Origin of the sequence: Kitasatospora sp. NBC_00039, assembly GCF_045160625.1 — a bacterium.
Lineage (GTDB): Bacteria > Actinomycetota > Actinomycetes > Streptomycetales > Streptomycetaceae > Kitasatospora.
The window spans coordinates 5,219,504-5,244,678 of record NZ_CP108289.1 but is presented as its reverse complement, the minus strand read 5'-3'; the positions used below and the strand labels follow the sequence as shown (position 1 = coordinate 5,244,678).

General features: G+C 73.7%; 23 protein-coding genes. 6 read left to right on the top strand and 17 right to left on the bottom strand.

Annotated elements, in window-relative coordinates; all coding sequences use genetic code 11:
• Positions 1–36: 36 nt before the first annotated feature.
• Positions 37–1,938 (top strand): FtsX-like permease family protein, encoded by a 1,902-nt coding sequence (locus tag OG286_RS23305; RefSeq protein ID WP_405360186.1) that lies wholly within the window; start codon positions 37–39, stop codon positions 1,936–1,938.
• Positions 1,824–2,639: a zinc-binding dehydrogenase gene (locus tag OG286_RS23300; RefSeq protein WP_405363728.1), complete on the top strand. Its 816-nt coding sequence runs from the start codon at positions 1,824–1,826 to the stop codon at positions 2,637–2,639. The genes OG286_RS23305 and OG286_RS23300 overlap by 115 nt, the downstream gene beginning before the upstream one ends.
• A gap of 4 nt (positions 2,640–2,643) precedes the next feature.
• On the opposite strand, the gene OG286_RS23295 is transcribed toward OG286_RS23300, so the two are convergent.
• The 4 genes from OG286_RS23295 to ctaD form a co-directional block, all read right to left on the bottom strand.
• Positions 2,644–3,045: a YccF domain-containing protein gene (locus OG286_RS23295; protein ID WP_396321517.1), complete on the bottom strand. Its 402-nt coding sequence runs from the start codon at positions 3,043–3,045 to the stop codon at positions 2,644–2,646.
• 102 nt (positions 3,046–3,147) lie between these two features.
• Positions 3,148–4,098 carry a M56 family metallopeptidase gene (locus OG286_RS23290; RefSeq protein WP_396321518.1) on the bottom strand — a complete coding sequence of 317 codons (951 nt, stop codon included), beginning with the start codon at positions 4,096–4,098 and terminating at the stop codon, positions 3,148–3,150.
• 3 nt (positions 4,099–4,101) lie between these two features.
• The gene (locus OG286_RS23285; protein ID WP_396321519.1) at positions 4,102–4,569 is read right to left on the bottom strand and encodes a BlaI/MecI/CopY family transcriptional regulator; all 468 of its coding nucleotides are present in this window, start codon (positions 4,567–4,569) and stop codon (positions 4,102–4,104) included.
• Positions 4,570–4,716: 147 nt separating this feature from the next.
• The gene (gene ctaD, locus OG286_RS23280; RefSeq protein ID WP_405363730.1) at positions 4,717–6,375 is read right to left on the bottom strand and encodes a cytochrome c oxidase subunit I; all 1,659 of its coding nucleotides are present in this window, start codon (positions 6,373–6,375) and stop codon (positions 4,717–4,719) included.
• 297 nt (positions 6,376–6,672) lie between these two features.
• Here ctaD and OG286_RS23275 point away from each other — a divergent pair, with 297 nt between their 5' ends.
• Positions 6,673–7,146: a hypothetical protein gene (locus OG286_RS23275; RefSeq protein ID WP_405360187.1), complete on the top strand. Its 474-nt coding sequence runs from the start codon at positions 6,673–6,675 to the stop codon at positions 7,144–7,146.
• 177 nt (positions 7,147–7,323) lie between these two features.
• On the opposite strand, the gene OG286_RS23270 is transcribed toward OG286_RS23275, so the two are convergent.
• Positions 7,324–8,298 (bottom strand): DMT family transporter, encoded by a 975-nt coding sequence (locus tag OG286_RS23270; protein WP_396321521.1) that lies wholly within the window; start codon positions 8,296–8,298, stop codon positions 7,324–7,326.
• On the opposite strand from OG286_RS23270, the gene OG286_RS23265 reads away from it, so the two are divergent.
• Entirely contained in the window at positions 8,297–9,757 is a 1,461-nt protein-coding gene (locus tag OG286_RS23265) for a PLP-dependent aminotransferase family protein (RefSeq protein WP_405365766.1), read from the top strand. The two genes, OG286_RS23270 and OG286_RS23265, sit on opposite strands and share 2 nt — an antisense overlap.
• A gap of 200 nt (positions 9,758–9,957) precedes the next feature.
• Here the strand turns inward: OG286_RS23265 and htpX are convergent, their stop codons facing one another.
• The 11 genes from htpX to ndhC form a co-directional block, all read right to left on the bottom strand.
• Positions 9,958–10,821: a zinc metalloprotease HtpX gene (gene htpX / locus OG286_RS23260; protein WP_396321523.1), complete on the bottom strand. Its 864-nt coding sequence runs from the start codon at positions 10,819–10,821 to the stop codon at positions 9,958–9,960.
• A 208-nt stretch (positions 10,822–11,029) separates the two neighbouring features.
• On the bottom strand, positions 11,030–12,703 hold the full coding sequence (locus OG286_RS23255; RefSeq protein WP_405360192.1) for an NADH-quinone oxidoreductase subunit N: 1,674 nt from the start codon (positions 12,701–12,703) through the stop codon (positions 11,030–11,032).
• Between the two features lie 2 nt (positions 12,704–12,705).
• Positions 12,706–14,259, bottom strand: coding sequence for a NuoM family protein (locus OG286_RS23250; protein WP_405365765.1), 1,554 nt, complete (start codon positions 14,257–14,259; stop codon positions 12,706–12,708).
• Positions 14,260–14,343: 84 nt separating this feature from the next.
• Positions 14,344–16,383: an NADH-quinone oxidoreductase subunit L gene (locus OG286_RS23245; protein ID WP_405365764.1), complete on the bottom strand. Its 2,040-nt coding sequence runs from the start codon at positions 16,381–16,383 to the stop codon at positions 14,344–14,346.
• Positions 16,380–16,751: an NADH-quinone oxidoreductase subunit NuoK gene (gene nuoK, locus OG286_RS23240; protein WP_405365763.1), complete on the bottom strand. Its 372-nt coding sequence runs from the start codon at positions 16,749–16,751 to the stop codon at positions 16,380–16,382. The genes OG286_RS23245 and nuoK overlap by 4 nt, the downstream gene beginning before the upstream one ends.
• A complete protein-coding gene (locus OG286_RS23235) occupies positions 16,751–17,503 on the bottom strand; it encodes an NADH-quinone oxidoreductase subunit J (protein ID WP_405365762.1) in 753 nt (250 codons plus the stop codon). The genes nuoK and OG286_RS23235 overlap by 1 nt, the downstream gene beginning before the upstream one ends.
• Entirely contained in the window at positions 17,500–18,063 is a 564-nt protein-coding gene (locus OG286_RS23230) for a NuoI/complex I 23 kDa subunit family protein (protein WP_396321529.1), read from the bottom strand. Before OG286_RS23230 ends, OG286_RS23235 begins: the two co-directional genes overlap by 4 nt.
• The gene (gene nuoH / locus OG286_RS23225; RefSeq protein ID WP_396321552.1) at positions 18,060–19,013 is read right to left on the bottom strand and encodes an NADH-quinone oxidoreductase subunit NuoH; all 954 of its coding nucleotides are present in this window, start codon (positions 19,011–19,013) and stop codon (positions 18,060–18,062) included. Before nuoH ends, OG286_RS23230 begins: the two co-directional genes overlap by 4 nt.
• A 2-nt stretch (positions 19,014–19,015) precedes the next feature.
• Positions 19,016–20,167 carry an NADH-quinone oxidoreductase subunit C gene (locus OG286_RS23220; protein WP_405365761.1) on the bottom strand — a complete coding sequence of 384 codons (1,152 nt, stop codon included), beginning with the start codon at positions 20,165–20,167 and terminating at the stop codon, positions 19,016–19,018.
• Positions 20,164–20,808: an NADH-quinone oxidoreductase subunit B gene (locus OG286_RS23215; protein WP_396321531.1), complete on the bottom strand. Its 645-nt coding sequence runs from the start codon at positions 20,806–20,808 to the stop codon at positions 20,164–20,166. The genes OG286_RS23220 and OG286_RS23215 overlap by 4 nt, the downstream gene beginning before the upstream one ends.
• Positions 20,799–21,215 carry an NADH-quinone oxidoreductase subunit A gene (gene ndhC, locus OG286_RS23210; RefSeq protein ID WP_396321532.1) on the bottom strand — a complete coding sequence of 139 codons (417 nt, stop codon included), beginning with the start codon at positions 21,213–21,215 and terminating at the stop codon, positions 20,799–20,801. Before ndhC ends, OG286_RS23215 begins: the two co-directional genes overlap by 10 nt.
• A 388-nt stretch (positions 21,216–21,603) precedes the next feature.
• Between ndhC and OG286_RS23205 the strand changes: the two genes are divergently transcribed.
• The gene (locus OG286_RS23205) at positions 21,604–22,773 is read left to right on the top strand and encodes a sensor histidine kinase (RefSeq protein WP_396321553.1); all 1,170 of its coding nucleotides are present in this window, start codon (positions 21,604–21,606) and stop codon (positions 22,771–22,773) included.
• 136 nt (positions 22,774–22,909) lie between these two features.
• Here OG286_RS23205 and OG286_RS23200 read toward each other — a convergent pair whose 3' ends face one another.
• Positions 22,910–23,971, bottom strand: coding sequence for a S1C family serine protease (locus OG286_RS23200; RefSeq protein ID WP_396321554.1), 1,062 nt, complete (start codon positions 23,969–23,971; stop codon positions 22,910–22,912).
• A 207-nt stretch (positions 23,972–24,178) separates the two neighbouring features.
• On the opposite strand from OG286_RS23200, the gene galE reads away from it, so the two are divergent.
• Entirely contained in the window at positions 24,179–25,165 is a 987-nt protein-coding gene (gene galE / locus OG286_RS23195) for a UDP-glucose 4-epimerase GalE (RefSeq protein ID WP_396321533.1), read from the top strand.
• The last annotated feature ends 10 nt before the right edge of the window (positions 25,166–25,175 follow it).

Genomic DNA, 25,175 nt, shown 5'->3' with positions numbered 1-25,175 from the left:
TGACCGGGACCGGGGCCGGCCGGTTGGCTGGACGGCATGAGAATGGTGCGGATCGCGCGCAAGTCCCTGCAATCACGGTGGGTTTCACTACTCGGCGCATTCATCGCCCTCGCCCTCGGCGTCGCGATGACGGCGGTGATGCTGCTCGGGCTGGCCGCCGCCGTGGGCGCGCCCGGCGGGGAGGAGCTGGTGTCGCTCGTCGCGGCGCTCGGCACGGCCGGCGGGGTGAGCGCGTTCGTCTCGGCGTTCGTCGTCGCGTCCACCTTCTCCTACACGGTCGCGCAGCGCCGCCGTGAACTGGGCCTGCTCCGGCTGGCCGGCGCGACCCGGGCACAGGTCCGGCGGACGGTACTCGCCGAGGCGCTGGTCCTCGGCACCGCCGCCTCCGCGACCGGCTGCGCACTCGGCCGGCTCGGCGCGCCCGCCCTCGTCCGGTGGCTCGCGGACGTCGGCATGGCCCCGGCCGGCTTCGGGCTCGCCGACGGGGCGTGGCCGCTGCACGGCGCCTTCTGGACCGGCCTGCTGGTCGCCCTCGGCGGCGTCGCGGTGGCGGCCCGCCGGGCCGGCCTGGTCGGTCCGCTGGACGCGCTGCGCGCCGCCGACCTCGACTCCGGGGCGATGACCGCCGGCCGTCTGCTCTGGGGCCTCGGGCTGCTGCTCACGGCCGCCGCCCTGACCGGGGCGGCGCTCGCCGGCGACCCCGCCGACCTGCTGCACCGCAAGACCTACACCACCCGGCCGATGCTGCTGATCTCGGCCTGCGGTCTGCTCGCCCCGCTCCTCGCCCGCCCGCTGGTGCACCTGCTCACCTGGCTCCCGGTCCGGTTCACCTCGTACGCCGGCCGGTTGGTGCGCGGGAACGCCGCGGCGGCGGTCCGCCGGACGGGGGCGGTGGCCGCGCCGGTGCTGGTGTCGGTGGCGCTCACCGGCTCGCTGGCCGGGGCGCTGGACACGGTGAGCGCCGCCCGGACCGCCGAGGCCGCCGCCCGGACCGCCGCCGATCTGGTGGTGGTCCCCTCCTCCCGGCCGGGCCCGCTCGTCGAGGCCCTGCGCGCCGTCCCCGGCACCGCTGCCGTCTCTCCCACCGCGCCCACCACGCTCGCGCTGGTCGATCCGGACGGCAATGCGGTCAGGGCCGAGGCCCGGATGGCCGATCCGGCCGGACTGGCCGTGCTCGCCCGGCTGCCCGTCCGGTCCGGCTCGCCCGCCGGGCTGGGCGACGACGCCATCGTGCTCCCCGCCGAGTGGGGCCGGACGGCCGGCGAGCCGGTACCGGTGATCCGGGCCGACGGCAGCCGCACCACGCTGCGGGTGGCCGCCGTCCTGAGCGACGGCCTCGGCGACAACGGCCTCTACGTGACCGCCCGCAACGCCCCCGGCGCACGGGTCGACCGGATCGAGGTGCGCCTGGCTCCCGGCATGGACCCGGCCGGGCGGGACACCGCCACCGCACGTGTCCGCGAGGCCGCCCGGCCGTACGGCGCCACGGTGTTCACGCGGGACGACTGGCTCGCCGCCACCGCCCCCGCCAATGCCCGGATCGCGTGGCTGCGGACCGCCCTGGTGCTCGGACTCGCCCTCGTCTACACCGGGATCGCGCTCGCCAACACCCTGCTGATGGCCACCGCCGACCGCCGCCGCGAACTGGCCCTGCTCCGACTGGCGGGCGCCACCCGCGCCCAGGTGGTGCGACTGGTGACGGCCGAGTCCGTGCTGGTGGCGGCGGTCGGCTCACTCCTCGGCTGCGCGGTGGCCGCCGTCCAACTGGGCGCCATGCGTGCGGGGTTGGCCCTACTCGGGGCGCCGGCGCCGTGGACGCTGCCGTGGCGGCCGGTGGGCCTGGTGGCCGGGGGCTGCGTCCTGGTCGCGGCCGCCTGCGCCGCCCCGGCAGCTGCCTGGGCCCTGCGGCACCGTCCGGTCACGGCGGCCGCGCGCTGACCGGCCCGCCCGGCGCTGCCCTCAGACCGCCGCCCCTCTGGCAGTGCCAGCGCCCTCAGTTCACGGATCAGCGCCCGCACCGCCGCCGTCCCCGCCAGCTCCGGCGTGGTCACGTACCCGACGGAGCGGCTGGGCGGCTGCGGGCCGAGGTCGGTGACGGCCAGGCCGGGCGCGGCGCCGAGCAGGGCGTTCCGGGGCGTGATCGCCATCCCCAGCCCCTGCGAGACCAGCGAGACGGCCACCGTGTCGTCCACCTCGGCTTCGACGCCGCCTTCGACTACCACGAGGGCCCGATCGCGGACCGGCTCCACGAGGCCGCACCCGAGGGCCTCGACGTCTACTTCGACAACGTCGGCGGCGACCACCTCGAAGGCGCCATCACCGCCCTGCGCGACCACGGCCGGATCGCCTGGTGCGGCGCCGTCGCCCAGTGCAACCACCTCCGGGACCCGCCCGCCGCACCGCGCAACCTGTACGACGTGGTCGGCACGAGCCTTCGCCTGGAGGGCTTCCACGTCCGCAACCACCTCGACGCCCGCCCGGAGCTGTACGACTTCCTCGTCCCGCACCTGCGCTCGGGCGCCATCGTCCCGGACGAGACCGTCGTCCGGGGCTTCGAGAACGTCGTGGACGCCTTCATCGGCATGCTCCGCGGCACCAACACCGGCAAGATGATCGTCCAGCTCACCGACGCGCCCTGACGGCTCAGCGCCCGCCGAACTTCTCGTCCGTGAACACGACCTCACGCCCCAGCGGCATCAGCGAGATCGGGATCATCTTCAGGTTGGCCCACCCGAACGGGATCCCGATGATCGAGATGAACAGCGGGATGCTCGTGACCAGGTGCATCAGCGCCAGCCACCACCCCGCGAAGACCAGCCAGATCACGTTCCCCACGCAGGACGGCGCCCCGGCGTCCGGCTTCTCCACCGTCGTCCGCCCGAACGGCCAGATGACGAAGCCGGCGATGCGGAACGCGGCGATGCCGAACGGGATCGTGATGATGAGAACGCAGCAGACGATTCCCGCGATCACGTAGCCGATCGCCATCCAGATGCCGCAGAAGATCAACCAAATGGCGTTCAGGACGAACTCGATCACCTTCATGGTCGGCACCCTCTCACGGCCGACGGTCGGCCCCTATGACCCATCGTCCCCGCCCGCAGCCGTGTCTACGCCGTCCGGAGCCGCCCACTGGTCGGGCAACCCCTACAGCGGGGTGACCGCCTTCAGGACCAGGAGCAGCGCCACCGCCGCGTTGAGTGCGCAGAGCGCGGACGCCGCCGTGCCGATGGCGGCGACCATCGCGGCCAGGCCCGCCCGGCTGTGGGCCGGAGGCCAGTTGCGGGCGGACGGGACCGGGCCGAGGAGGGCGGCGACGCGGCGGGGGACGGGGCCGGGGGCGGCGAACGCGGCGAACCCGGGGGCCGGCGGCCGGCGGGAGGCGAGGGCGGCGCGGGCGACGGCGCGGGCGGTGACCCGCCGGTCGCCGACCGCCTGGGCCGACTCCTCGTCCGCCCAGCGCTCCGCGCTGTACGCCACCGCGTGCTGCAGGGGGCGCAGGAACGGGTTCACGCAGCCCGCGAGCTGGGTGGCCAGCAGATAGCGGTGGTGCCGGTGTGCGAGGTGGGCGCGCTCGTGGGCGAGCAGGGCGGCGCGCTCGTCGTCGGGGAGGCCGGCCAGCATGCCGGTGGAGACGACGACGCGCCCGGGCGAGCGGGAGGAGCCGGGCAGCGCGAAGGCGTACGGGACGGGGTCGGGGAGCAGGGCCACGTCGGAGGGGCCGTCCCCGGGCAGTTCGCGGCCGAGCGCGTGCCGGGCGCGGGTCCGGATCCGCAGGTGGCGGGCGGCGGTCCACAGGAGGGCGAGGAGGACGACCGTCAGCAGGCAGATCGCCGCCGTCCCGACGGTCTCGTGGTACGGCAGCGCCGCCCGCACCTCCGGGTCGGACCAGGTGTCCGGCAGGGGGTTGCCGGGGAGCTGGGCGGTGCCCACCACGCCGGTCAGGCCCAGGCAGACCGCGCTGCACAGCGCCATCACCGCGCTGATCACGGTGAGCAGCCGGGTGGCGCCGCGCGGGTGCAGGTGCTGCTCGGCGAGGCGGGCGATCGGTACCGCGGTCAGCGGCAGGATGAGCGGGAGGAAGACGAAGACGCCCACGGTTCAGCTCTCGGGGTGGGCCACAGCGGGATCGGCGGAGGCGCTCTCCAGGGCCGGAGCGTCCAGGCCGCCGTCCAGCGCCGCACTGTCCAGCAGCGTCCGCAGCAGCTCCTCGTCGTGCGGCAGCAGCGCGGTGACGAAGCTGGCCAGCACCGCGTCCCGGTCCGGCTCGCCGTCGAGCATCCGCCGCATCCGCAGCGCGGCCAGCCCCGCCGCGTCGGAGGCCGCCTGCCACAGGTAGGAGCGGCCCGAACGGCTGCGCGAGACGGCCTTCTTGGCGTGCAGCCGGGACAGGATGGTCATCACCGTGGTGTAGGCCAGGCCGCCCTCCAGGCGTTCCTGCACCCACCCCGCGGTGGCCGGGCCGGGCGCCCGCTGGAGCACGGCCAGCACCTGCGCCTCCAGCTCGCCCTGGCCGCGCCGCCGGGCCCGCGGATCCCCGGCCGCCTGGGCGTGCCTCTCCTCTGCCATGACGGCCACTCCCTCCGGATGCCGCGCCCCGCAGCCGGGCGGGGCGCGTTCTCATCCTAACGAGCGCCCGGCCGGCAGCCCCGACGAGCAGGCCCGCTGGGCAGGCCCGGCGAGCAGGCCCGGCGCGGCCCGCGGTGGAGACCCGGCTCAGCCCAGCGGCTCGCGCGCGTTCTGCCGCCGGTCCAGCTCGGCGATCTCGGGGTGGTTCAGGTCGAAGGCCGGGGATTCGGACCGGATCCGCGGCAGGGTGACGAAGTTGTGCCGCGGCGGCGGGCAGGAGGTGGCCCACTCCAGCGAACGGCCGTACCCCCACGGGTCGTCCTCCGTCACCTTCTCGCCGTACCGGGCGGTGTGCCAGACGTTGTAGAGGAACGGCAGCGTGGAGAGCCCCAGCAGGAAGGAGCCGATGCTGGAGACGGTGTTGAGCGTGGTGAACCCGTCCGAGGCCAGGTAGTCGGCGTACCGGCGCGGCATGCCCTCGGCGCCCAGCCAGTGCTGCACCAGGAAGGTGGCGTGGAAGCCGACGAAGAGGGTCCAGAAGTGGATCCGCCCGAGCCGCTCGTCGAGCATCCGTCCGGTGAACTTGGGCCACCAGAAGTGGAATCCGGCGAACATCGCGAACACCACCGTCCCGAACACCACGTAGTGGAAGTGGGCGACCACGAAGTACGAGTCGGAGACGTGGAAGTCGATCGGCGGCGCGGCCAGCAGGACGCCGGTGAGCCCGCCGAACAGGAAGGTGACCAGGAAGCCGACCGTCCAGAGCATCGGCGCCTCGAAGCTCAGCGAGCCCCGCCACATGGTGCCGATCCAGTTGAAGAACTTCACCCCGGTCGGGACGGCGATCAGCATCGTCATGATCGAGAAGAACGGCAGCAGCACCTGCCCGGTGACGAACATGTGGTGCGCCCAGACCGTGATCGACAGGCCGGTGATGGCGAGCGTCGCCGCGATCAGGCCGGAGTAGCCGAAGACCGGTTTCCGGCTGAAGACCGGGATGATCTCGGTGATGATGCCGAAGAACGGCAACGCGATGATGTAGACCTCGGGGTGCCCGAAGAACCAGAACAGGTGCTGCCAGAGCAGCGCCCCGCCGTTGGCCGCGTCGAAGACGTGCGAGCCGAACTTGCGGTCCGACTCCAGGCAGAGCAGCGCCGCCGCCAGCACCGGGAACGCGAACAGCACCAGCACGGCGGTGAGCAGGACGTTCCAGACGAAGATCGGCATCCGGAACAGCGTCATCCCCGGCGCGCGGAGGCAGACGATCGTGGTGATGAAGTTGACCGAGCCGAGGATGGTCCCGAAGCCGGAGAGGGCCAGGCCCATGATCCACAGGTCGGCACCGAGGCCCGGGCTGTGCTCGGCGCTGTTCAGCGGCGCGTAGGCGAACCAGCCGAAGTCGGCGGCGCCGTCGGGGGTGAGGAAGCCGAAGAGGGCGATCAGCGAGCCGAACAGGTACAGCCAGTAGGCGAGCGCGTTGAGCCGGGGGAAGGCCACGTCGGGGGCGCCGATCTGCAGCGGCATGATCCAGTTGGCGAAACCGGCGAACAGGGGCGTCGCGAACATCAGCAGCATGATCGTGCCGTGCATGGTGAAGAGCTGGTTGAACTCCTCGTTGCTGATCAGTTGCGTCCCGGGCCGGGCCAGTTCGATCCGCATCAGCATCGCCATCAGGCCGCCGACCAGGAAGAACAGGAACGAGGTGGTGATGTAGAGGGTGCCGATCCGCTTGTGGTCGGTGGTGGTCAGCCAGCCCACCAGGGCCTGGCCGCGCCGGCGGCGGCCGGCCGCGAGCCAGCGGTCCAGCCGGGGCGTCCGCGGCGGGTGCGGGGCCTGGTCCACGACGTCCTTCGGCAGAAGAGTCACGCTGCGCGCCTTCCGTGGTCGGGGCGGGCGGCGTCCGGGGCCGCCGGGGCGGCCGGACCGGGCCCGGACAGTGGTCGCCCCCACGACTACCAGCTGCCGGCCGCGCGACCCGGCGGCCGCGCGGGCGCGTCACCCGGACAGCCGCGGCCGGGTTGCCCGCGACTCCTGCGCGACGGACGGTCGAACCCGTACGCCCGTTCGGTCCGGTTCGGTCCGATTCGGCCCTGGAGGAGCCCCATGAGCAGCCCGTCGTCGTCCGCCCCCGACCAGCCCCCGCCCTGGCGTTCCGGCACCGGGGCACCACCACCGCCGCCATCGGTCAACCGGTTCAGCGACTGGGCGCCCGGTCTGGTGATCTTCGCCGGTGTCCTGATGCTCATCAACGGCTTCATGGAGGCGCTGCGGGGCATCATGGCGGTCGCCGACGACGACCTCTTCGTCACGACGCCGCGCTACGTCTTCCGGTTCGACCTCACCGGGTGGGGATGGATCCACATCGTCATCGGCGCACTGGTCGCGGTGGTCGGTGCCTTCGTCCTCAAGGGCTCCGACTGGGCCCGCTACGCGGGTATCTTCCTCACCGCGGTGAGCGCCGTCGAGAGCTTCCTGGCGATGCCGTACTACCCGCTCTGGTCGATCGTCGTGATCGCACTGGACGTCTTCATCATCTGGGCGCTCTGCGTCTACCGCACCGAGGACGTCGCCTTCTGACCTGCCGACCGGCCAACCGGCCGCCGCGCCCGCACCCGTCCCCGTGCCGGGGTGCGGGCGCGGCGCCGCGTCCGCGGGCCCTCTCCCGCACGGGCGGATCGCTCTCGCACCGAGGCTCGGGCGTCGCTCTCGCACCGGGGCTCGGGCGTCGCTCCCGCACCGGGGCGCGCCGGGTGATCACACACGGGCGCGCTGGGTGACCACAATGCTGAGCAGCACCACGACCGCCGTGACCGGCGCCGCCGCCGGCAGGTCCTCGGCCAGCAGCAGCACCGACCAGACCAGCGTCAGCAGCGGCTGCGCCAGCTGGAGCTGGCTGGCCCTCGGCACCCCGATCAGCGCCATCCCCCGGTACCAGACCACGAACCCGCCGAACTGCGAGACCGCCGCCGTGTAGGCCAGCCCGGCCAGCGCCTTCGCGCCCAGGTGGACGGGCTCGGCCGTCAGGGCCAGGGCGGCGGCCACCACAGTGACCGGCAGCGCCGCGACCACCGCCCAGGCGATCACCTGCCAGCCCGGCAGCTCCCGCGAGATCCGCCCGCCCTCGGCGTACCCGGCGGCGCAGATCAGCAGCGCGGCGAACAGGTAGAGGTCCGCGACGGTCGGCCGCCCGTGGCTCTGCAGCAGGGTGAAGGCCAGCACCGCCACCGCCCCGGCGAGCGCCGCCCCCCAGAAGGTCCGGGACGGCCGCCGGCCGGTGCGCAGCGCCGAGAACGCGGCGGTGGCGAGCGGCAGCACCCCGATGACGACCGCCGAGTGCGCCGTCGAGGAGGTCCGCAGCGCCAGGGTGGTGAGCAGGGGGAAGCCGAGCACGCAGCCGGCCGAGACCATCAGCAGCCCGGGCCAGTGCCGCCGCTCCGGGACGGGGACACGGGCGGCCGCCAGGCAGACCGCGGCGAGCAGTCCGGCCAGTGCGCCGCGCAGCCCGGTCGACGTCCACGGGCCGAAGCCGGTCAGGGCCCAGGCGGTGGCGGGGAAGCTGAAGGAGAAGGAGAGGACACCGAGCGCGGCCAGTGCGGCGCCGGAGCCGCCCGGGGCACCGGGAGTACCACCCGAGCCGCCGGACGTACCGGAGGCGCTGGAGGTACCGGAGGCCGACGGACCCTGCGGTGCTATCGCCGCGGACCGGATAGCGCTATCTTGTGTCGTCATGAACGAGCGTAGCAGTGTGGCCGATCTCGCCGAAAGACTGCGACGCGAGGTCGAGCGCTATCCGGAAGGACGGAAGCTGCCGTCGAGCCGAGCCCTGGTGGAGCGTCACCAGGTCAGCCCGGTGACGGTCTCCCGGGCGATGGCCGTGCTGGCCGCGGAGGGCCTGGTGGTCTCCCGGCCCGGCGCCGGGGTCTTCCGCACCGCCGCCTTCGCGGCCACCACCGCCTCACCGGCCGCCGCCCCGCCGCCGGCCCGTCCCGGCGACCTCTCCTGGCAGGAGGTCGCGCTGAGCGCCGACGCCGGCCAGCGCGACGTCGGCGCCGCGCCGCTGATCGCCACCCTCAACGTGCCGCCGCCCGACGTGATCGACCTCAACGGCGGCTACCCGCACGCCTCGCTGCTGCCGGAGCGGCTGCTGGCCGGCGCCCTCGCCCGGGCCGGACGGCGGCCCGGCGCCTGGGACCGGCCGCCGGTGGACGGGCTGACCGAGCTGCGCGGCTGGTTCGCCCGCGACATCGGCGGCAACGGCGGCCCGCTCGGCGCGGGCGACGTCCTGGTCACGGCGGGCGGGCAGAGCGCGCTCACCATCGCCCTGCGCTCGTTGGCCGCCCCGGGCGCCCCCGTCCTGGTGGAGTCGCCGACCTACCCCGGCATCCTCGCGGTCGCCCGCGCGGCCGGGCTGCGGGTGGTCCCCGTCCCGGTGGACGAGGACGGCGTCCGCACCGACCTGCTGGCCGCGGCCTTCGACGCCACCCGGGCCCGGCTCTTCGTCTGCCAGCCGTTGTTCCAGAACCCGACCGGCGCCGTGCTCTCCCCCGAACGCCGCGCCGAGGTGCTGCGGATCGCCCGGACCTCCGGCGCCTTCGTCGTCGAGGACGACTTCGCCCGCCGCCTGGTCCACGCCGACTCCCCGGCACTGCCGCGCCCGCTCGCCGCCGACGACCCGGACGGGGTGGTGGTGCACCTGCGCTCGCTGACCAAGGCCGCCTCGCCCAACCTGCGGGTCGGCGCGCTCACCGCGCGCGGCCCGGCCCTGCAACGGCTGCGGGCCACCCAGGTGGTGGACAGCTTCTTCGTGCCCCGGCCGCTCCAGGAGGCCGCCCTGGAGTTGGTCGCCGACCCGGGCTGGGCCCGGCACCTGCGCACCCTCGGCGCCGAGCTCCGGGACCGCCGCACCGTCACCGTGGCCGCGCTGCGCCGCGAGCTCCCCGGTCTGCTCGGCGCGCACCGGCCGGGCGGCTACCACCTCTGGCTGCGTCTGCCCGGCGGCACCGACGACCGGGCGCTCACCGCCGCCGCCCTGCGCGCCGGTGTCCTGGTCACCCCCGGCCAGCCCTACTACGCCGCGGAGCCGCCGGCCCCGCACCTGCGGCTGAGCTACGCCGCCGTGGACAGCACCGCCCACGCCGCCGAGGGCGTCCACCGGCTGCGGCGGGCGTACGAGGAGCTGACGGGCTGACGCGCGGAGCGCACCGGGCCAACCCGCCGGGTGGCCGGGCCTTCAGCCCCAGTGGCCGGCTTCAGCCAGGTGGCCGGGCCCGAATGCCAGGTGGCCGGACTCCGGCCCCGGTGGCCGGGCCTCAGACCCGGTAGCCGGCTTCAGCCAGGTGGCCGGGCCCGAATGCCAGGTGGCCGGACTCCGGCCCCGGTGGCCGGGCCTCAGACCCGGTAGCCGGCCATCCGCTCCAGGCGGGCGATCCGCTCCGCCATCGGCGGGTGCGTCGAGAACAGCTTCGCCCCCGCCTCGCCGGGCCGGAACGGGCTGGCGATCATCATGTGGCTGGCCGTCTGGAGCTGCGGCTCCGGCGGCAGCGGCAGTTGCCGGGTACCCGCCTCCAGCTTGCGCAGGGCGCTCGCCAGGGCCAGCGGGTCGCCGGTGATCCGGGCGCCGTCGGCGTCGGCCTGGTACTCGCGGGAGCGGCTGACGCCCAGCTGGATCAGTGAGGCGGCCAACGGTCCGAGGATCATGATCGCGAGCAGTCCGAAGAGCCCGGGCCCGTCGTCGTCGTCACTGCGCCCGAACGGCACCAGCCAGGCGAAGTTCACCAGGAACATCACCACCGAGGCGAGCGCCCCGGCGACCGAGGAGATCAGGATGTCCCGGTTGTAGACGTGACTCAGCTCGTGCCCGAGCACGCCCCGCAGCTCCCGCTCGTCCAGCAGCTGCAGGATGCCGTCGGTGCAGCAGACCGCCGCATTGCGCGGGTTGCGGCCGGTCGCGAAGGCGTTCGGCGCCGGGGTGGGCGAGATGTAGAGGCGGGGCATCGGCTGGCGGGCGGAGGTGGAGAGCTCGCGGACGATCCGGTACAGCCGCGGCGCCTCGATCTCGCTGACCGGCCGGGCCCGCATGGCGCGCAGGGCGAGCTTGTCACTGTTCCAGTACGCGTAGGCGTTGGTCCCGAGGGCGACCAGCAGGGCCACCACGAAGCCGGTGCGGCCGAAGAAGCTGCCGATCACCAGGATCAGCGCCGAGAGGCCGCCGAGCAGTGCTGCGGTCCTCAGTCCGTTGTGCCGGCGGTGCACGGCAGGCCCTCCAATGGTGCGGTGGGGAAGCCCTCTCTGCCTCGTCCCTCTGCCCCGACAACGGGCGACGACGTCGGCCTTGTTCCCTTGCGACCACCGTGACACCCGCACGGCGCCCCCACCGGGGCGGGCCGGCTCTCCCCGGGCCGCCGCCGGCCGGCTCCCCGGCCGCACCGGCCGGACCCACCCGGCCGAGGCCCCGCCCGCGTCAGAACAGGGTGCCGCCCACCACCTGGAGGACCAGCTGCGGAACCACCGAGAGCACCACGGCCACGGAGGCGGTGAGCCCCAGGGTGGCGGCCAGCGAGGCCGGCAGCCGGCGCTCGGCGACGGCCGTGGCGCCCTCGGCCGGAGCGAAGAGCCGCGCCGTCCAGAGCAGGTAGTAGTACAGAGCGATGACCACATTGACGGCCATGACCACGGCCAGCCAGCCCAGCCCGGAGTCGACGGCGGCGCGGAACACCACCACCTTGCCGAACAGGCCGATCACGCCCGGCGGCAGTCCGGCCAGGCAGAGCAGGAAGAAGGCGAGCGCCAGGGCCGTCCAGCGGCGCCGGGCGAACAGGCCGCGGAAGTCGTCCACGCTGGTCCCGGCCCTGCGGCCGACCGCGGCGACCACGCCGAAGGCGCCCAGGTTCACCACGCCGTAGATCAGCGCGTACGCGGCGGTGGCGCCGAGCGGGTCGGTGCCGGTCGGCGCGTACCCGGCGGCGGCGAGCGGCACCAGCAGGTAGCCGGCCTGGCCGATCGAGGACCAGGCGAGCAGCCGCACCGCGCTGTACCGGGTGTCGAACCGCTGCCGCAGCGCGCCGACGTTGCCGACCGTCATGGTGGCGGCGGCCAGCACCGCCAGCACCAGGCCCCAGGTGTGCGCGTACGGGCGGAAGGAGATCGCGGTGACCAGCGCCAGGCCGGAGAGGCCCGCCGCCTTTCCGACCACCGAGAGGTAGCCGGCCACCGGCAGCGGGGCGCCGGTGTAGGTGTCGGGCACCCAGAAGTGGAACGGGACGGCGGCGACCTTGAAGGCGAAGCCGACCAGGGTCAGCACCGCGCCGGCCTCGGCCAGCGGCTTCAGCTGCGCGGGGGCGTGCTCCAGACCGTCGGCGACCGCGGCCAGGTGCAGACTGCCGCTCGCGGCGTAGACGAAGCCGATGCCGAGCAGCATCACGGCGGTCGCGGTGACGGAGGAGAGGAAGAACTTCAGCGCGGCCTCGGCGCCCCGGCCGTCCCGGCGCAGCGCGACCAGCGCGAAGGCCGGCAGCGAGGCCACCTCCAGGGCGATCACCAGGGTGGCGAGGTCGCGGGACGCGGGCAGCAGGGCGGCGCCGGTGGCGCTGGAGAGCAGCAGGAACCAGTACTCACCGGCGGGCAGCTTCTCGTCGTCCACGGTGTGCGCCGAGAGCAGCGCGGCGATCAGCGCGCCGCCGAGCGCGAGCAGCTGGAAGACCAGGGCGAAGTGGTCGGCGACGTACGAGCAGCCTGCCGTGGCGGAGCCGCTGGTCAGCGGGGTGTCAGTGGCTCCTGTTACGTTCTGCGCACAGAAGGTGACCCGGGGTGATCCTCCGGTGAGCGGCAGGAGTGCGATGAGCGCGAGGGCGAGTCCGGCGGCGGTGAGCCGGCCGAGCAGCTTCTTGTGGCGCGCGGGCAGGAAGAGGTCGGCGACCAGCACGGCGAGGGCGGCCAGGGCGGCGATCAGCGGGGGCGCGATCGCCACCCAGTCCACGGACTGGATCAGGCTGCCCGGGTTGGCTACGGCGAGGGAGGTCACAGTGGGCTGCCCCGTGGAGTGAGGTCCGAGTGCGGTGCCGGTCGCGGCGCCGAGCTGCGTACTGGTGCCGAGCTGCGCGCCGAGGAGCTGCGCGCCGAGCGTGGTGCCGGGCATGATCAGCCACCTCCGAGGAGGTGCTTGACGGCGGGCTCGGAGAGACCGAGCAGGAGCGCGGGCCAGAGGCCGGCGAGCAGGGTGAGGGCGGCCAGCGGAGTCCAGCTGACGGCCTCGTAGGGGCGCAGGTCGGCCGGCTCCACCGGGGCGGACTGCTTCGGGTCGCCCATGCAGACGCGCTTGACCACGATCAGCAGGTACGCGGCGGTGAGGAGGGTGCCGAGGCCGGCCAGGACCATGTAGGTGACGAAGGCGGGGCGCGAGAGGCCGTCGGCCGGGTCGAACGCGCCGAACATCGCGAGCAGCTCGCCCCAGAAGCCGGCCAGCCCGGGCAGTCCGAGGCTGGCGACGGCGGCGAAGGCGAGCAGTCCGCCGATCCGCGGTGCCCGCCCGTAGAGGGCGGCGCCGGTGCCGCCCGCGAGCGTGTCGAGGTCGGCGGTGCCGTAGCGGTCCTTGAGCGCGCCCACGACGAAGAAGAGCAGACCGGTGATCAGACCGTGCGCGATGTTGGCGAACAGCGCGCCGTTGACGCCCACCTGGGTGAGGGAGGCGATGCCCAGCAGGACGAAGCCCATGTGGCCGACGGACGAGTACGCGATCAGGCGCTTGAGGTCGCCCTTCGCCCCCGGCCGGGCCAGTGCGAGACAGGCCAGCGAGCCGTAGACGATGCCGACGGCGGCGAACGCGCCCAGGTAGGGGGCGAGCGTCGCGGTGCCGTCGGGGACGACCGGGAGGAGGACGCGGACCAGACCGTACGTACCCATCTTCAGCAGCACGCCGGCGAGCAGCACGGAGCCGACCGTCGGGGCCGCCGTGTGCGCGTCCGGGAGCCAGCTGTGCAGCGGCCAGGCGGGGGCCTTGACCGCGAGCCCGACCATGATCGCCAGCGCGGCGATCACCTGGGTGGTGTGGCTCAGGCCGTTGCCGTGCGCGGCGGCCAAGGCCTGCATGTCGAAGGTGCCCGCCTTGCTGCCGACCAGCAGGAAGCCGAGCAGCATCACCGCCGAGCCGAGCAGCGTGTACAGGATGAACCGGTTGGCGGCCGGCACCTTCGCCCCGCTGCCCCAGCGGGCGATCAGGAAGTACATCGGGATCAGCACGATCTCGAAGGCCAGGAAGAAGAGCAGGAGGTCCAGCACCGCGAAGGTAGCGAGCATCCCGACTTCGAGGAGGAGGAACAGCCCGGTGAAGGCCCGGGCCGACGGCACGTCCTCCCCGGTGGGCAGCCGCTTCTCCGAGTACAGCGCACAGAGGAAGGTCAGCAGCGAGGTCAGCACGATCAGCGGGAGCGAGATGCCGTCCACGCCGAGGTGGAACCGCACGCCGATGGCCGGGATCCAGGACACATCGGTGGTGGCCTGCATCCGGCCGGGCTCGTCGTGGTCGAAGCCGGCCGCCAGGGCGACGGTCAGCAGCAGCACCACGCCGGTGACGACGGTGTTCAGCCGCAGCACGCGCCGGTCGGCGGCGGCCGCGTCGGCGCCGAACACCGGCGCCAGGGTCAGGGCGGCGCCGGCCAGCGGCAGCACCAGGAGGGCGATGAGGACTGCGTTCATCGGGGGCTCCTACGGACTGCGGTCGGCCGGACTGCGGTCGGCTCGGTCACCGGCTGGATCGGGGGAACGGGGTACGGCATCCGGCTACACCGCCACCAGGACGGCCAGCAGGACGACGCCGGCCAGCAGCGCGCTGAGGTAGGTCTGCGCGTTGCCGGTCTGCGCGAGCCGGACGGCCCGGCCGAGCAGGTTGGTGCCCGCCCCGCTGCCCTGCACGTACGCCTCCACGACCTCGCGGTCGAGGAAGCGGACCAGTTGCGCGGCGGCGGCCACCGGGCGGACGAACAGCGCGCTGTAGAGCCGGTCGACGCCGAAGCCGTGCCGGGCCGGGCCGAACAGTGGGCCGAGCAGGGTGCGCCCGGGGTCGGCGACGATCACCTCGGCGGCCGGGGCCCCGGCCTGCTCGGGCACCCGGCCCTCCGGCGCGGGGGCGGGCCGGCCGGCGCCGAGCCGCGCCACGGCGGAGCGCCAGGCGCCGTACGCCAGCAGCGCGCCGACCACGGCGAGGCCGGTACCGATCACGGCGGTGACGGCCGAGGGCCGCAGCGAGCCGCCGTCCAGCAGCGCGGGCAGCCAGTCCGAGCGCAGGCCGGTGACGCCGAAGCACATGGTCGGGATCGCCAGCACCCAGAGCGGCCAGCGCATTGCGGGCGGCTCGGCGGTGGCCGGGTCGGCCTCGTCCACCTCGGGCGAGTAGGGCGCGTCGGCCTCGTGGTCCGGCGCCGCCGAAGAGCCGGCGACTGCGGCCGGGGCAGGGGCCGGGCTGTGGAACGCCACCAGGAACATCCGGGCCGCGTACGCCGCCGTGAGCAGCACGGTGAGCCCGGCCGAGATCAGCACGATCCAGCCGGCCGCCTCCGGGACGGCCGAGGAAGGGCCGAGCCCGTTGGTCAGCGCCTCGCCGTCGGCGGCGTGCTCGGCGGCGGTCAGCACCGCCTCCTTGCTGAAGAAGCCGGAGAACGGCGGCAGCCCGATCAGGGCGACGAGGCCGATGCCCATCGTCCAGTAGGCGTCCGGGACGCGCTTGCGCAGCCCGGGCATCCGGGACATCGCGGAGATCGAGTTGGTGTGCGCGGTGTGGATCACCACACCGGCCGCGAGGAACAGCAGCGCCTTGAACGCACCGTGGCTGACCAGGTGGAAGACGGAGGCCTCGCGGTCGCCGCTGGCCAGCGCGCCGGCCATGTAGCCGAGCTGGCCGACGGTCGAGTACGCGAGCACCCGTTTCAGGTCGTCCTGGGCGAGTGCGCAGAGCGCCGAGCCGATCATCGTCACGGCGGCCATCACCGCCAGCACCACCAGCGCCGCAGCGGAGAGCAGGAAGACCGGCAGCAGCCGGGCGACCAGGTAGATGCCGGCCGCGACCATCGTGGCGGCGTGGATCAGCGCGGAGACCGGCGTCGGGCCGGCCATCGCGTCCGGGAGCCAGGTGTGCAGCGGGAACTGCGCGCTCTTGCCGGCCACGCCGGCGAGCAGCAGCAGCGCGGTCAGCGTCGGGTGGGCGATCCGCCCGTCGCCGGCGGCCGCCAGCACGTCCGGGATCCGGAAGCTTCCGGCGTCGGCGCCGAGCAGGAAGATGCCGAACAGGAACGGCACGTCGCCGAGCTTGGTGACCAGGAAGGCCTTCAGCGAGGCCGAGCGGGCGTCCGCGGTCTCCCAGTGGTGGCCGATCAGGAAGTACGAGCAGATGCCCATGACCTCCCAGCCGACCAGCAGCACGATCAGGTCGCCCGAGTAGACGACCAGGAACATCGCCGCCGTGAAGAGCGAGACCAGCGCCGCGTACGAGGGGTAGCGCGGGTCGTCCTTGAGGTAGGAGGTCGAGTACACCTGCACGCAGGTGGCGACCAGGCCGACCAGGACGGAGATCAGCGAGCTGTAGCCGTCCAGGTAGAAGCCGAGAGTGAGCTCCGGGCCGCCGGTCGGGGTGAGCCGGGCGGAGGCCTCCAGCACCTGGCCGGTGCCCAGCTGGAGCGCGACGACCAGGGCCAGCACGGCCGAGACGGCGACCGGCACGATCGCCAGCGGCCGGGCCAGGCCGGGCACCTTCCGGCCGGTGGCCAGGGTCGCGGCCGCACCGAGCGCGGGCAGCGCGGGGACGAGGGCGGGCAGGGCGAGGTTCATGCGGCGGCCTGGCCCTTCAGCGCCTCGGCTCCGGACGGCGCCTCCTCGGCGACGGACTCGGACGGGTCGCCGAGCGCGGTGACCTTGTCCACGTCCGCGGTGCCCCGGGCCCGGAACAGCAGCAGGACGATGGCGAGCCCGAGGCCGATCTCGGCGGCGGCGATGGTGATGGTGAACAGGGTGAGCGCCTGGCCGGCGTGCAGGGAGTCCCGCAGCCAGGCGTCGAAGGCGACGAGGTTGAGGTTGACGGCGTTGAGCATCAGCTCGACGGACATCAGCACCAGGATGACGTTTCGCCGGGCGAGTACGCCGTAGACGCCGACGCCGAACAGCAGCGAGGCGAGCACAACGGGGTAGGCGAGGTGCATCAGCTCTCCTCCGGCGAGGCCGCCGCATCCGGCGAGGTCCCCGAGGCCGCCGCATCCGGCGAGGTCGTCGAGTCCGGCGAGGTCGTCCCGGCGGGGGCCGACGGCCTGGGCACGGTCGCGGCGACCGTCCCGTTGGAGCCCACCGGCTTCCCGGCCCGGATCCGCCCGGCCCGGGGCACCGGCACCCGCCGCCCGGCCCCGCGCGTCAGCACGATCGCGCCGACCAGCGCGGCCAGCAGCAGCACCGAGAGCGCCTCGAACGGCAGCACCCAGGTGCGGAACAGGCTGGCGCCGGTCACCGCCGCCGAGCCGCCGCCCGCGCCGAGGTCGATCCAGGACGTGCGGAAGGCGTCCACGACGAGCGTCACCAGGGTGCCGGCCGTGGCCAGTGCCACCACCAGGGCGACCCAGCGGTTCTTCGAGTCGGCGTCCGGTGACCGCCCGATCGGCGCCTTGGTGAGCATCAGCCCGAACAGCACCAGCACGACCACCGAGCCGAGGTAGATCAGCACCTGTACCCAGGCGATGAACTCGGCGGTGAGCAGCAGGAACTCCACCGCCAGCCCGCCGAGCGCGGCCACCAGCCAGAGCGCGGCGTGTACCAGCTGCTTGGTGGTGACGGCGACGACGGCCGAGCCGAGCACGACGATGCCGACCAGCAGGAAGACGATCTCGACCCCGGTCGGGGAGAGGAAGGAACGCGCGGCCGGCTCCAGCGAACCGGTCGCGGCCAGCAGCGTGGCGGCGCTCACTCCGGCTCACCTCCCTCGGGCGTCTCCAGGGCGGCGGCCGCGGCGGCCGCCAGCTTGTCCGCCGCCTTGCGCGCGGCGGCGATCTCCTTGGGCTCCTCGGCCCCCGGGTCCAGCGCCGGCGGCGCCGGGACGGTCCACATCCACTCGCGGAGCTTCTCCCGCTCGTGGGTCAGCTCCAGGATGTCGGTCTCCGCGTACTCGAACTCCGGCGACCAGAAGAGCGCGTCGAACGGGCACACCTCGATGCAGATCCCGCAGTACATGCAGAGCGAGAAGTCGATGGCGAACCGGTCCAGCACGTTGCGGGTGCGGGCGCGCGCGTTCGGGTCGGCGGCCGGCAGCGTCTCCTTGTGGGAGTCGATGTAGATGCACCAGTCCGGGCACTCACGGGCGCAGAGCATGCAGACCGTGCAGTTCTCCTCCAGCAGCGCGATGACCCCGCGCGAGCGCGGCGGCAGCACCGGCTGCACCTCGGGATACTGCGCGGTGATGCTCTTCTTCGTCATCGTCCGCAGAGTCACGGCCAGGCCCTTGGCCAGGCCGGCACCGGGGAAACTCATGAGATCGCCACCTTGATGATGCCGGTGAGGGCGAGCTGGACGAGTGCGAGCGGAATCAGCACGGTCCACGCGAAGCGCATCAGCTGGTCCTCGCGCAGTCGCGGGTAGGTGACCCGCAGCCAGATCACCACGAAGGCCAGCGCAAAGGTCTTCAGAACGGTCCAGAGCCAGCCGAGCTCGTCCGGCAGCGGGCCGTGCCAGCCGCCCAGGAAGAGCACCGCGGTCAGCCCGGACACCACCAGGATGCCCGCGTACTCGGAGAGCAGGAAGAACGCGAAGCGCAGACCGGAGTACTCGGTGTACGCGCCGAAGATGATCTCCGAGTCGGCCACCGGCATGTCGAACGGCGGGCGCTGCAGCTCGGCCAGGCCGGCCGTGAAGAAGACGAACGCGCCGATGATCTGCCACGGGATCCAGTACCACTGCCAGGCGTCCACGATCCCCGGCAGCGAGAGCGTCCCGGCGGCCATCGCCACCGAGGCGGCGGCGAGCACCATCGGCAGCTCGTACGACATCAGCTGGGCGGCCGTCCGCAGACCGCCGAGCAGCGAGAACTTGTTCGCCGAGGCCCAGCCGGCCATCAGCTTGCCGATCACGCCGACGCCCATCACGGCGAGCACGAAGAACAGCCCGGCGTCGATCGCCTGGCCGACGAAGCCGTCCGGGCCGACCGGGATCGCGAGCAGCACGAAGAGGTACGGCAGCAGCGAGACGGCGGGTGCCAGCTGGAAGATCCGCCGGTCGGCGCCGGCCGGGACGATCTCCTCCTTCTGCGCGAACTTCACACCGTCGGCGACCAGCTGTGCCCAGCCGTGGAAGCCACCGGCGTACATCGGGCCGAGCCGGCCCTGCATGTGCGCCATCACCTTGTGCTCGGTCTGGCCGATGACCAGGGGGAAGGTGAGGAAGACGACGAGCGTGGCGGCACAGCGCAGCAACGTGTCGAGCAGGTTCACGCGCTGTCTCCGTCCTGGCCGGCCGACTCCGCCGGCGTCTCGCTCTCCGCGTCCTTCGCGTCCTTCGCGTCCTTCTGCTCCGGCTCGCCGTGCGCTGGCTTGCCGCGCTCCGGCTCGCCCTGCGCGGACCTGCCGTGCTCCGGCTCGCCCTTCGCGGGCTCGTCGTGGGCGGGCACGGGGTGGTGCCAGGGCGCGTCCGCGGACTGCGTCCGGGTCGGCCGCTCGGGCTTCACCTCTGCGGCAGCACTCCCGGCGCTCCCGGTGCTCTCGGCGGCGGTCCCGGTGGCCGCCTGGCTGACCGAGCCATCGCCGACCGTCCTGGTCCGGCGCGGCCGGTCGGCCCGCACCGGCGGCGCAGCACTCTCCGCAGCACCGTCCGAAGCCGCGGGCGTCTCCGCCGCCTGGCTGACCGAGCCATCGCCGACCGTCCTGGTCCGCCGTGGCCGGTCGGCCCGCACCGCGGGTCCGCCCTCGGCCGGAGCGCCCGCCGCGCCGGCGGCCGCAGCACCCGCGGCCGCCCGGGGCGTCCGCGCCGCGCCCGCCGCCCGCGCACCGCGTGCGGGCCGCTCGGCGACCGGCGGCAGGGTGCCCTTGAGCGGCCCCCACTCGTTCGGGTCCGGCACACCGGGCGGCTGCATCTTGCGCCGCGCCGGCCCGTCGCCGTGGTCGGACTCGCCCGGCTCCTTGGCACCGGGCCAGGCCTTGGCGACCCGGGCGGCGAGCACGAACTCCTTGCGCAGCGGGTACCCCTCGAAGCCGTCCGGCAGCAGCAGGGTGGCCAGGTAGGGGTGCCCGGGGAAGTCGATGCCGAACATCTCGTGCGTCTCGCGCTCGTGCCAGGCGGCACCGGCGTAGACCTCGACGGCGGTCGGCAGCGCAGCCTTGTCCCGCGGCACGCGGGTGCGCACCAGCAGGTGGCGCACGCCCGGGGCGTCGGCGGAGGCCAGGTGGGCGGCCACCGAGAAGCCCTCGGCCAGCTCGTCGACGGCGCTCAGCCAGTCGAAGAACGAGAGGCCCAGCACATCCCGGGCCGCGGTGAGCGCCTCGATCCAGTGCTCGGCGGGCACGTCGACAGTGACCAGGCCGTACGCCTCGGCGCCGGTGGCCCACTCGCCGACCGACGCCGCATACTCCTCGGCCGTGGTCACGAGGCCCCTCCCTCGGCAGTGGGCCCGGCCACCAGCGGGCGGCGCAGCGCGGCGGCCGGCGCGGTGTACCGGCCGGGCAGCGACTCGGCGGCGATCTTCTCCTGGAGCTTGAGGATGCCCTGGAGCAGCGCCTCGGGCCGCGGCGGGCAGCCGGGCACGTAGACGTCGACCGGGATGATCTGGTCGACGCCCTTGGTGACCGAGTAGGAGTCCCAGTAGGGACCGCCGGAGTTGGAGCAGGCGCCGAAGGAGATGACGTACTTCGGCTCGGGCATCTGCTCGTAGAGGCGCTTCACGGCGGGCGCCATCTTGTCGGTCACCGTCCCCGAGACGATCATCAGATCGGCCTGGCGGGGGCCCGGCGCGAACGGAATGACACCCATGCGAATGAAGTCGTGCTTGGCCATGGACGCGGCGATGAACTCGATCGCACAGCAGGCCAGGCCGAAGTTGAAGCACCAGAGGCTGTAGCGGCGGCCCCAGTTGAGGACCACCTTGACCGGGTCCGGCGCGAGCCGGGCCAGCGGGCCGATGCCACGCCGCTCGACGGCGGCACCGGGGCGCGCCGGGTCCGGCAGGCCCAGCGGGACCGGGCCGCCGGAGGCACCGTGCGCGTGCGCGTGGTTGTGCGTCACGTCCATTCCAGAACGCCCTTCTTCCAGGCGTAGAGCAGTCCGACCGCGAGGAAGCCGATGAAGACGAACATCTCGACCAGCGTTCCGGCGCCGTATCCGGCGGTGGCGAAGACGGTCGCCCACGGGAACAGGTAGATCGCGTCGACCGCGAAGATCACGTACAGGAAGGCGTAGACGTAGTAGCGGACCTGGGTGTGCGCCCAGTCCTCCCCCACCGGGTCCACGCCGCACTCGTAGGCGAGGAGTTTCTCCGGCGAGTACACCACCGGCCGCAGCAGCCGGTTGGCGGTGAACGCCACGGCGACGAAGAGCACGCCGACGACGGCGAGCAGGCCCATCGCGGCATACGCGTCGAAGTAGCCGCCGCCGACCGCCGGGTCGGCCGCGACGGCAGCTGCCGGCTGCCCCTCCATGCCACTCGCCTCCACATCGGCCGTGAAACCGCCCCACAAGGCAGTTCTACGACGTTTCTTTACACGGTCATAACCATCGCCAATGCGTGAGTCTAAGTGCACGGCCGTGGAGCACCGCACCCTGCCCGATCCGCAAGACAACCGGCGGCCGGCCCGCGGACGCCGGGACGTCCCGCGCCGGCCCCGGACCGCCTCCCGGGCCCCGCCGGCGGGGCCCGCCGGCGGGGGTGGGGATAACCCCCGCCCGGGGAGACGTATCACCCCCATGGCCCCAGCGGTCCCTTTCCGGGGAAGCTTGGATCATCAGCTCGACCGACAGGGACGGTAGATCCGGATGAAACCACTGCACCGCCGCGCCGCGGACGCCATCAAGGGGCAGGACGCGCGCATGGAACGCGCCCCGCTGTACGGCGCGCGGATGTGGCGGCAGGCCGGGCAGCTGATGCTCAACCTGCCGCTGGGCATCGCGGGGTTCGTCTTCACCGTCACGACGCTCTGCGTCGGCCTCGCGCTCTCCGTCACCGTGATCGGCCTGCCGCTGCTGGCCGCCGGGCTGGCCGGCTGCCGGGGCATGGGCGGCTTCGCCCGCCGCCGGGCCCGCTCGGTGCACGGCTCCGAGCTGCGCGACCCGGAGCCGGTGCGCCGGCCCCGCCCGGGGATCACCGGCTACGCGATCGCCCACCTCACGGACGCGCTAAGCTGGCGCTCGGTCCTCTACTACGTGCTGTTGCTGCCCTGGGGCCTGCTGAGCTTCGCCGTGACCCTGATCTGCGTGATCATCGGCTGGCCGGCGCTGCCCTGGGTGGTCCGCTTCGAGTCGGCGGTCGACCGGATGCTGGTGGAGGTCCTGCTCTCCCCCGGCGTGCTCTCCGAGCGGGTGCGCGAGCTGGAGGACGACCGCGGCACGGTGGTCGACACCGCCGCCGCCGACCTGCGCCGGATCGAGCGCGACCTGCACGACGGAGCCCAGGCCCGGCTGGTGGCGCTGGCGATGGACCTCGGCCTGGCCAAGGAGCGGCTTCGGGAGACGGAGACGCCGGACGACGTGGCCGCCGCCGCCAGGATGGTCGACAACGCGCACGGCGAGGTGAAGCTCGCCCTCCAGGAGCTGCGCGACCTGGCCCGCGGCATCCACCCGGCGGTGCTCACCGACCGCGGCCTGGACGCGGCGCTCTCCGCGGTGGCCGCCCGCTGCACCGTGCCGGGCGGGGTCAAGGTGAACGTCGAGCTGAAGGCCGCGGACGGCACGGTGGAGCGCCCGGACTCGGCGGTCGAGGGCATCGCCTACTTCACGGTCAGCGAGCTGCTGACCAACGTCTCCAAGCACTCCGGCGCAAGCTCCGCCACGGTGGACGTCTGGCGCGCCGGCGACCAGCTGATGGTGCTGGTCCAGGACGACGGCAAGGGCGGCGCGGCTCCCTACCCGGGCAGCGGCCTGGGCGGGCTGGCCGAGCGGATCCGGGCGGTGGACGGGGTGTTCCTGGTGGAGAGCCCGCACGGCGGCCCGACCACCGTCACGATCGAGCTCCCCTGGCACACCCGCGCCGCCCGCCGCTGATCGTCCGCCCGAAACCGGACCCCCGGACGGCAACCGGCCGGGACCACGTCGAGGCAGTCGACGTGGTCCCGGCCGCACCCGTGCGCCGGCCGCCCGCCGACCCTTGCGCGGTGTGCGGGCGGCCGGCGCCGGTGGTCTAGGGGGTTGCCAGGGTGCCGAGGGTGACCTCGGCGGTCCTGTCCTGGCCGTCCCGGGTGTAGCTGACGGTCACCTTGCTGCCCGGGGTGAGCGAGGCCAGCGCGGTGGTGAGCGAGTTCAGCGAGTCGACCGGGGTGTCACCGACCTTGGTGATCACGTCGCCGGCCTGCATCCCCGCCGCGTCGGCCGCGCCGCCCGGGCTGACGGCCACGATGACGGCCCCGGCCGGGTGGAAGTTCTGGTCGAAGTACGTGCGGGCGGTGATCCCGAGCGCGGCCCGGCCGGAGTTGGTGACCTTGCCGTCCTTGATCAGCTGGTCCGCGATGTTGGTGATGGTGGACGCCGGGATGGCGAAGCCGATGCCGGGCGCCGCGGCTCCGTTGGTCTCCGGCTCGGTCGCGGCGAGCGTGTTGATGCCGATCACCTGGCTGTTCAGGTTGACGAGCGCGCCGCCGCTGTTGCCCGGGTTGATCGCCGCCGAGGTCTGCACCATGTTGCCGATGGTGGCTCCCGGCGAGCCGCCGCCCGTCGGCTCGGCGACGGTCCTGCCGGTGGCCGAGACGATGCCCTCGGTGACACTGCCGGAGAGCCCGAGCGGGCTGCCCATGGCGAGCGTGATCTGGCCCAGCTGGACCTTGGTGGAGTCCCCGAAGACGGCCGGCCGGAGGCCGCCCGTCAGGCTGGTCAGCTTGATCACCGCGAGGTCGGAGTCCGGGTAGCTGCCGACCAGGGTGGCGTCCAGCGGCTTGGTGCTGTTGGCCAGGGTCACGGTGAAGGTGGTGGCGGTGCCGACCACGTGGGCGTTGGTGACGATGTCGCCCTTGTTGTCGTAGACGATCCCGGAGCCGAGGCCGGTCGCGGTGGTGATCTGCACCACCGAGGGCAGCACGTCGGCGATCACCTTCTGGTACGTGTCCTGGAGCTGGTTGCCGCTCGCCGGCTGGGTGGGGGCGGACGCGGAGGCGCCCGTGGTCGCGGAGGTGGACGACGAGGAGGAGGACCCTCCGCTGCTGCACCCGGCCACCGCCAGCGCGGCCACCACGGCGACCGCCCCGGGCACCGCCGGCCGCCCGCCGAACGCCTTGGGCCCGGTGGGGCGCGGCCCGGCCGGGAGAGGGCGGGTGGGCTCCTTCTTGCGGTTCACGATGGCCGCCTCCGATTCCCTCACCAGACAGAGATCTTTGTCAGCATTTCACCGGTATGCCCGAATGGCCCCACCGACTCGCCCGGCGCCGGCCCGAAAGCTCGACCGCCTAGGATGCGGGCCATGACTTGGTTGATCACCGGCGGTGCCGGATACATCGGCGGGCACGTGGTGCAGCAGCTCCTCGACGCGGGCGAGCGGGTCGCCGTCCTGGACGACCTCAGCACCGGTGACCGCACCCGGCTGCCGCAGGGCGTGGCCCTGATCGAGGGGTCCACGCTGGACCGCGCCGTGCTGGACGAGGCGATCCGCGAGCACGCGGTCGAGGGCATCCTGCACTTCGCGGCGAAGAAGCAGGTCGGCGAGTCGGTCGAGCAGCCCTTCTTCTACTACCGCGAGAACATGATCGGTCTGCAGACCGTGCTGGAGGCGGCCGCCGAGGGTGGCGTGAAGCGCTTCCTGTTCTCCTCCTCCGCCGCCGTCTACGGCATGCCGGACGTCGACCTGGTCACCGAGTCCACCCCCTGCGACCCGATGAGCCCGTACGGCGAGACCAAGCTGGCCGGCGAGTGGCTGGTCTCGGCGGCCGGCAAGGCCCACGGCATCTCCACCGTGTCGCTGCGCTACTTCAACGTGGCCGGCGCGGCCTCGCCGGAGCTGTCCGACGCGGGCGTGTTCAACCTGATCCCGATGGTCTTCGAGCGGCTCACCGCCGGCCAGGCCCCGCGGATCTTCGGCGCCGACTACCCGACCCCCGACGGCACCTGCGTGCGCGACTTCATCCACGTCTCCGACATCGCCTCCGCCCACGTGGCGGCCGCGAAGCGGCTGGCGGCCGACCCGGCCGGCGAGACCGCGCTGATCCTCAACATCGGCCGCGGCGAGGGCGTCAGCGTCAAGGAGATGCTGGACGTGATCGGCAAGGTGACCGGGTACGACGCCACCGGCGAGGTCACCCCGCGCCGCGCCGGCGACCCCGCCCGGGTGGTGGCCTCCGCCGAGCTGATCCGCCGGGAGCTGGGCTGGACCGCCCGTCACGGCGTCGAGGAGATGGTGGCCTCGGCTTGGGAGGGCTGGTGCAGCCGCCACCCGGAGGCCCGCCGGAAGTAGCGGAGCCGAC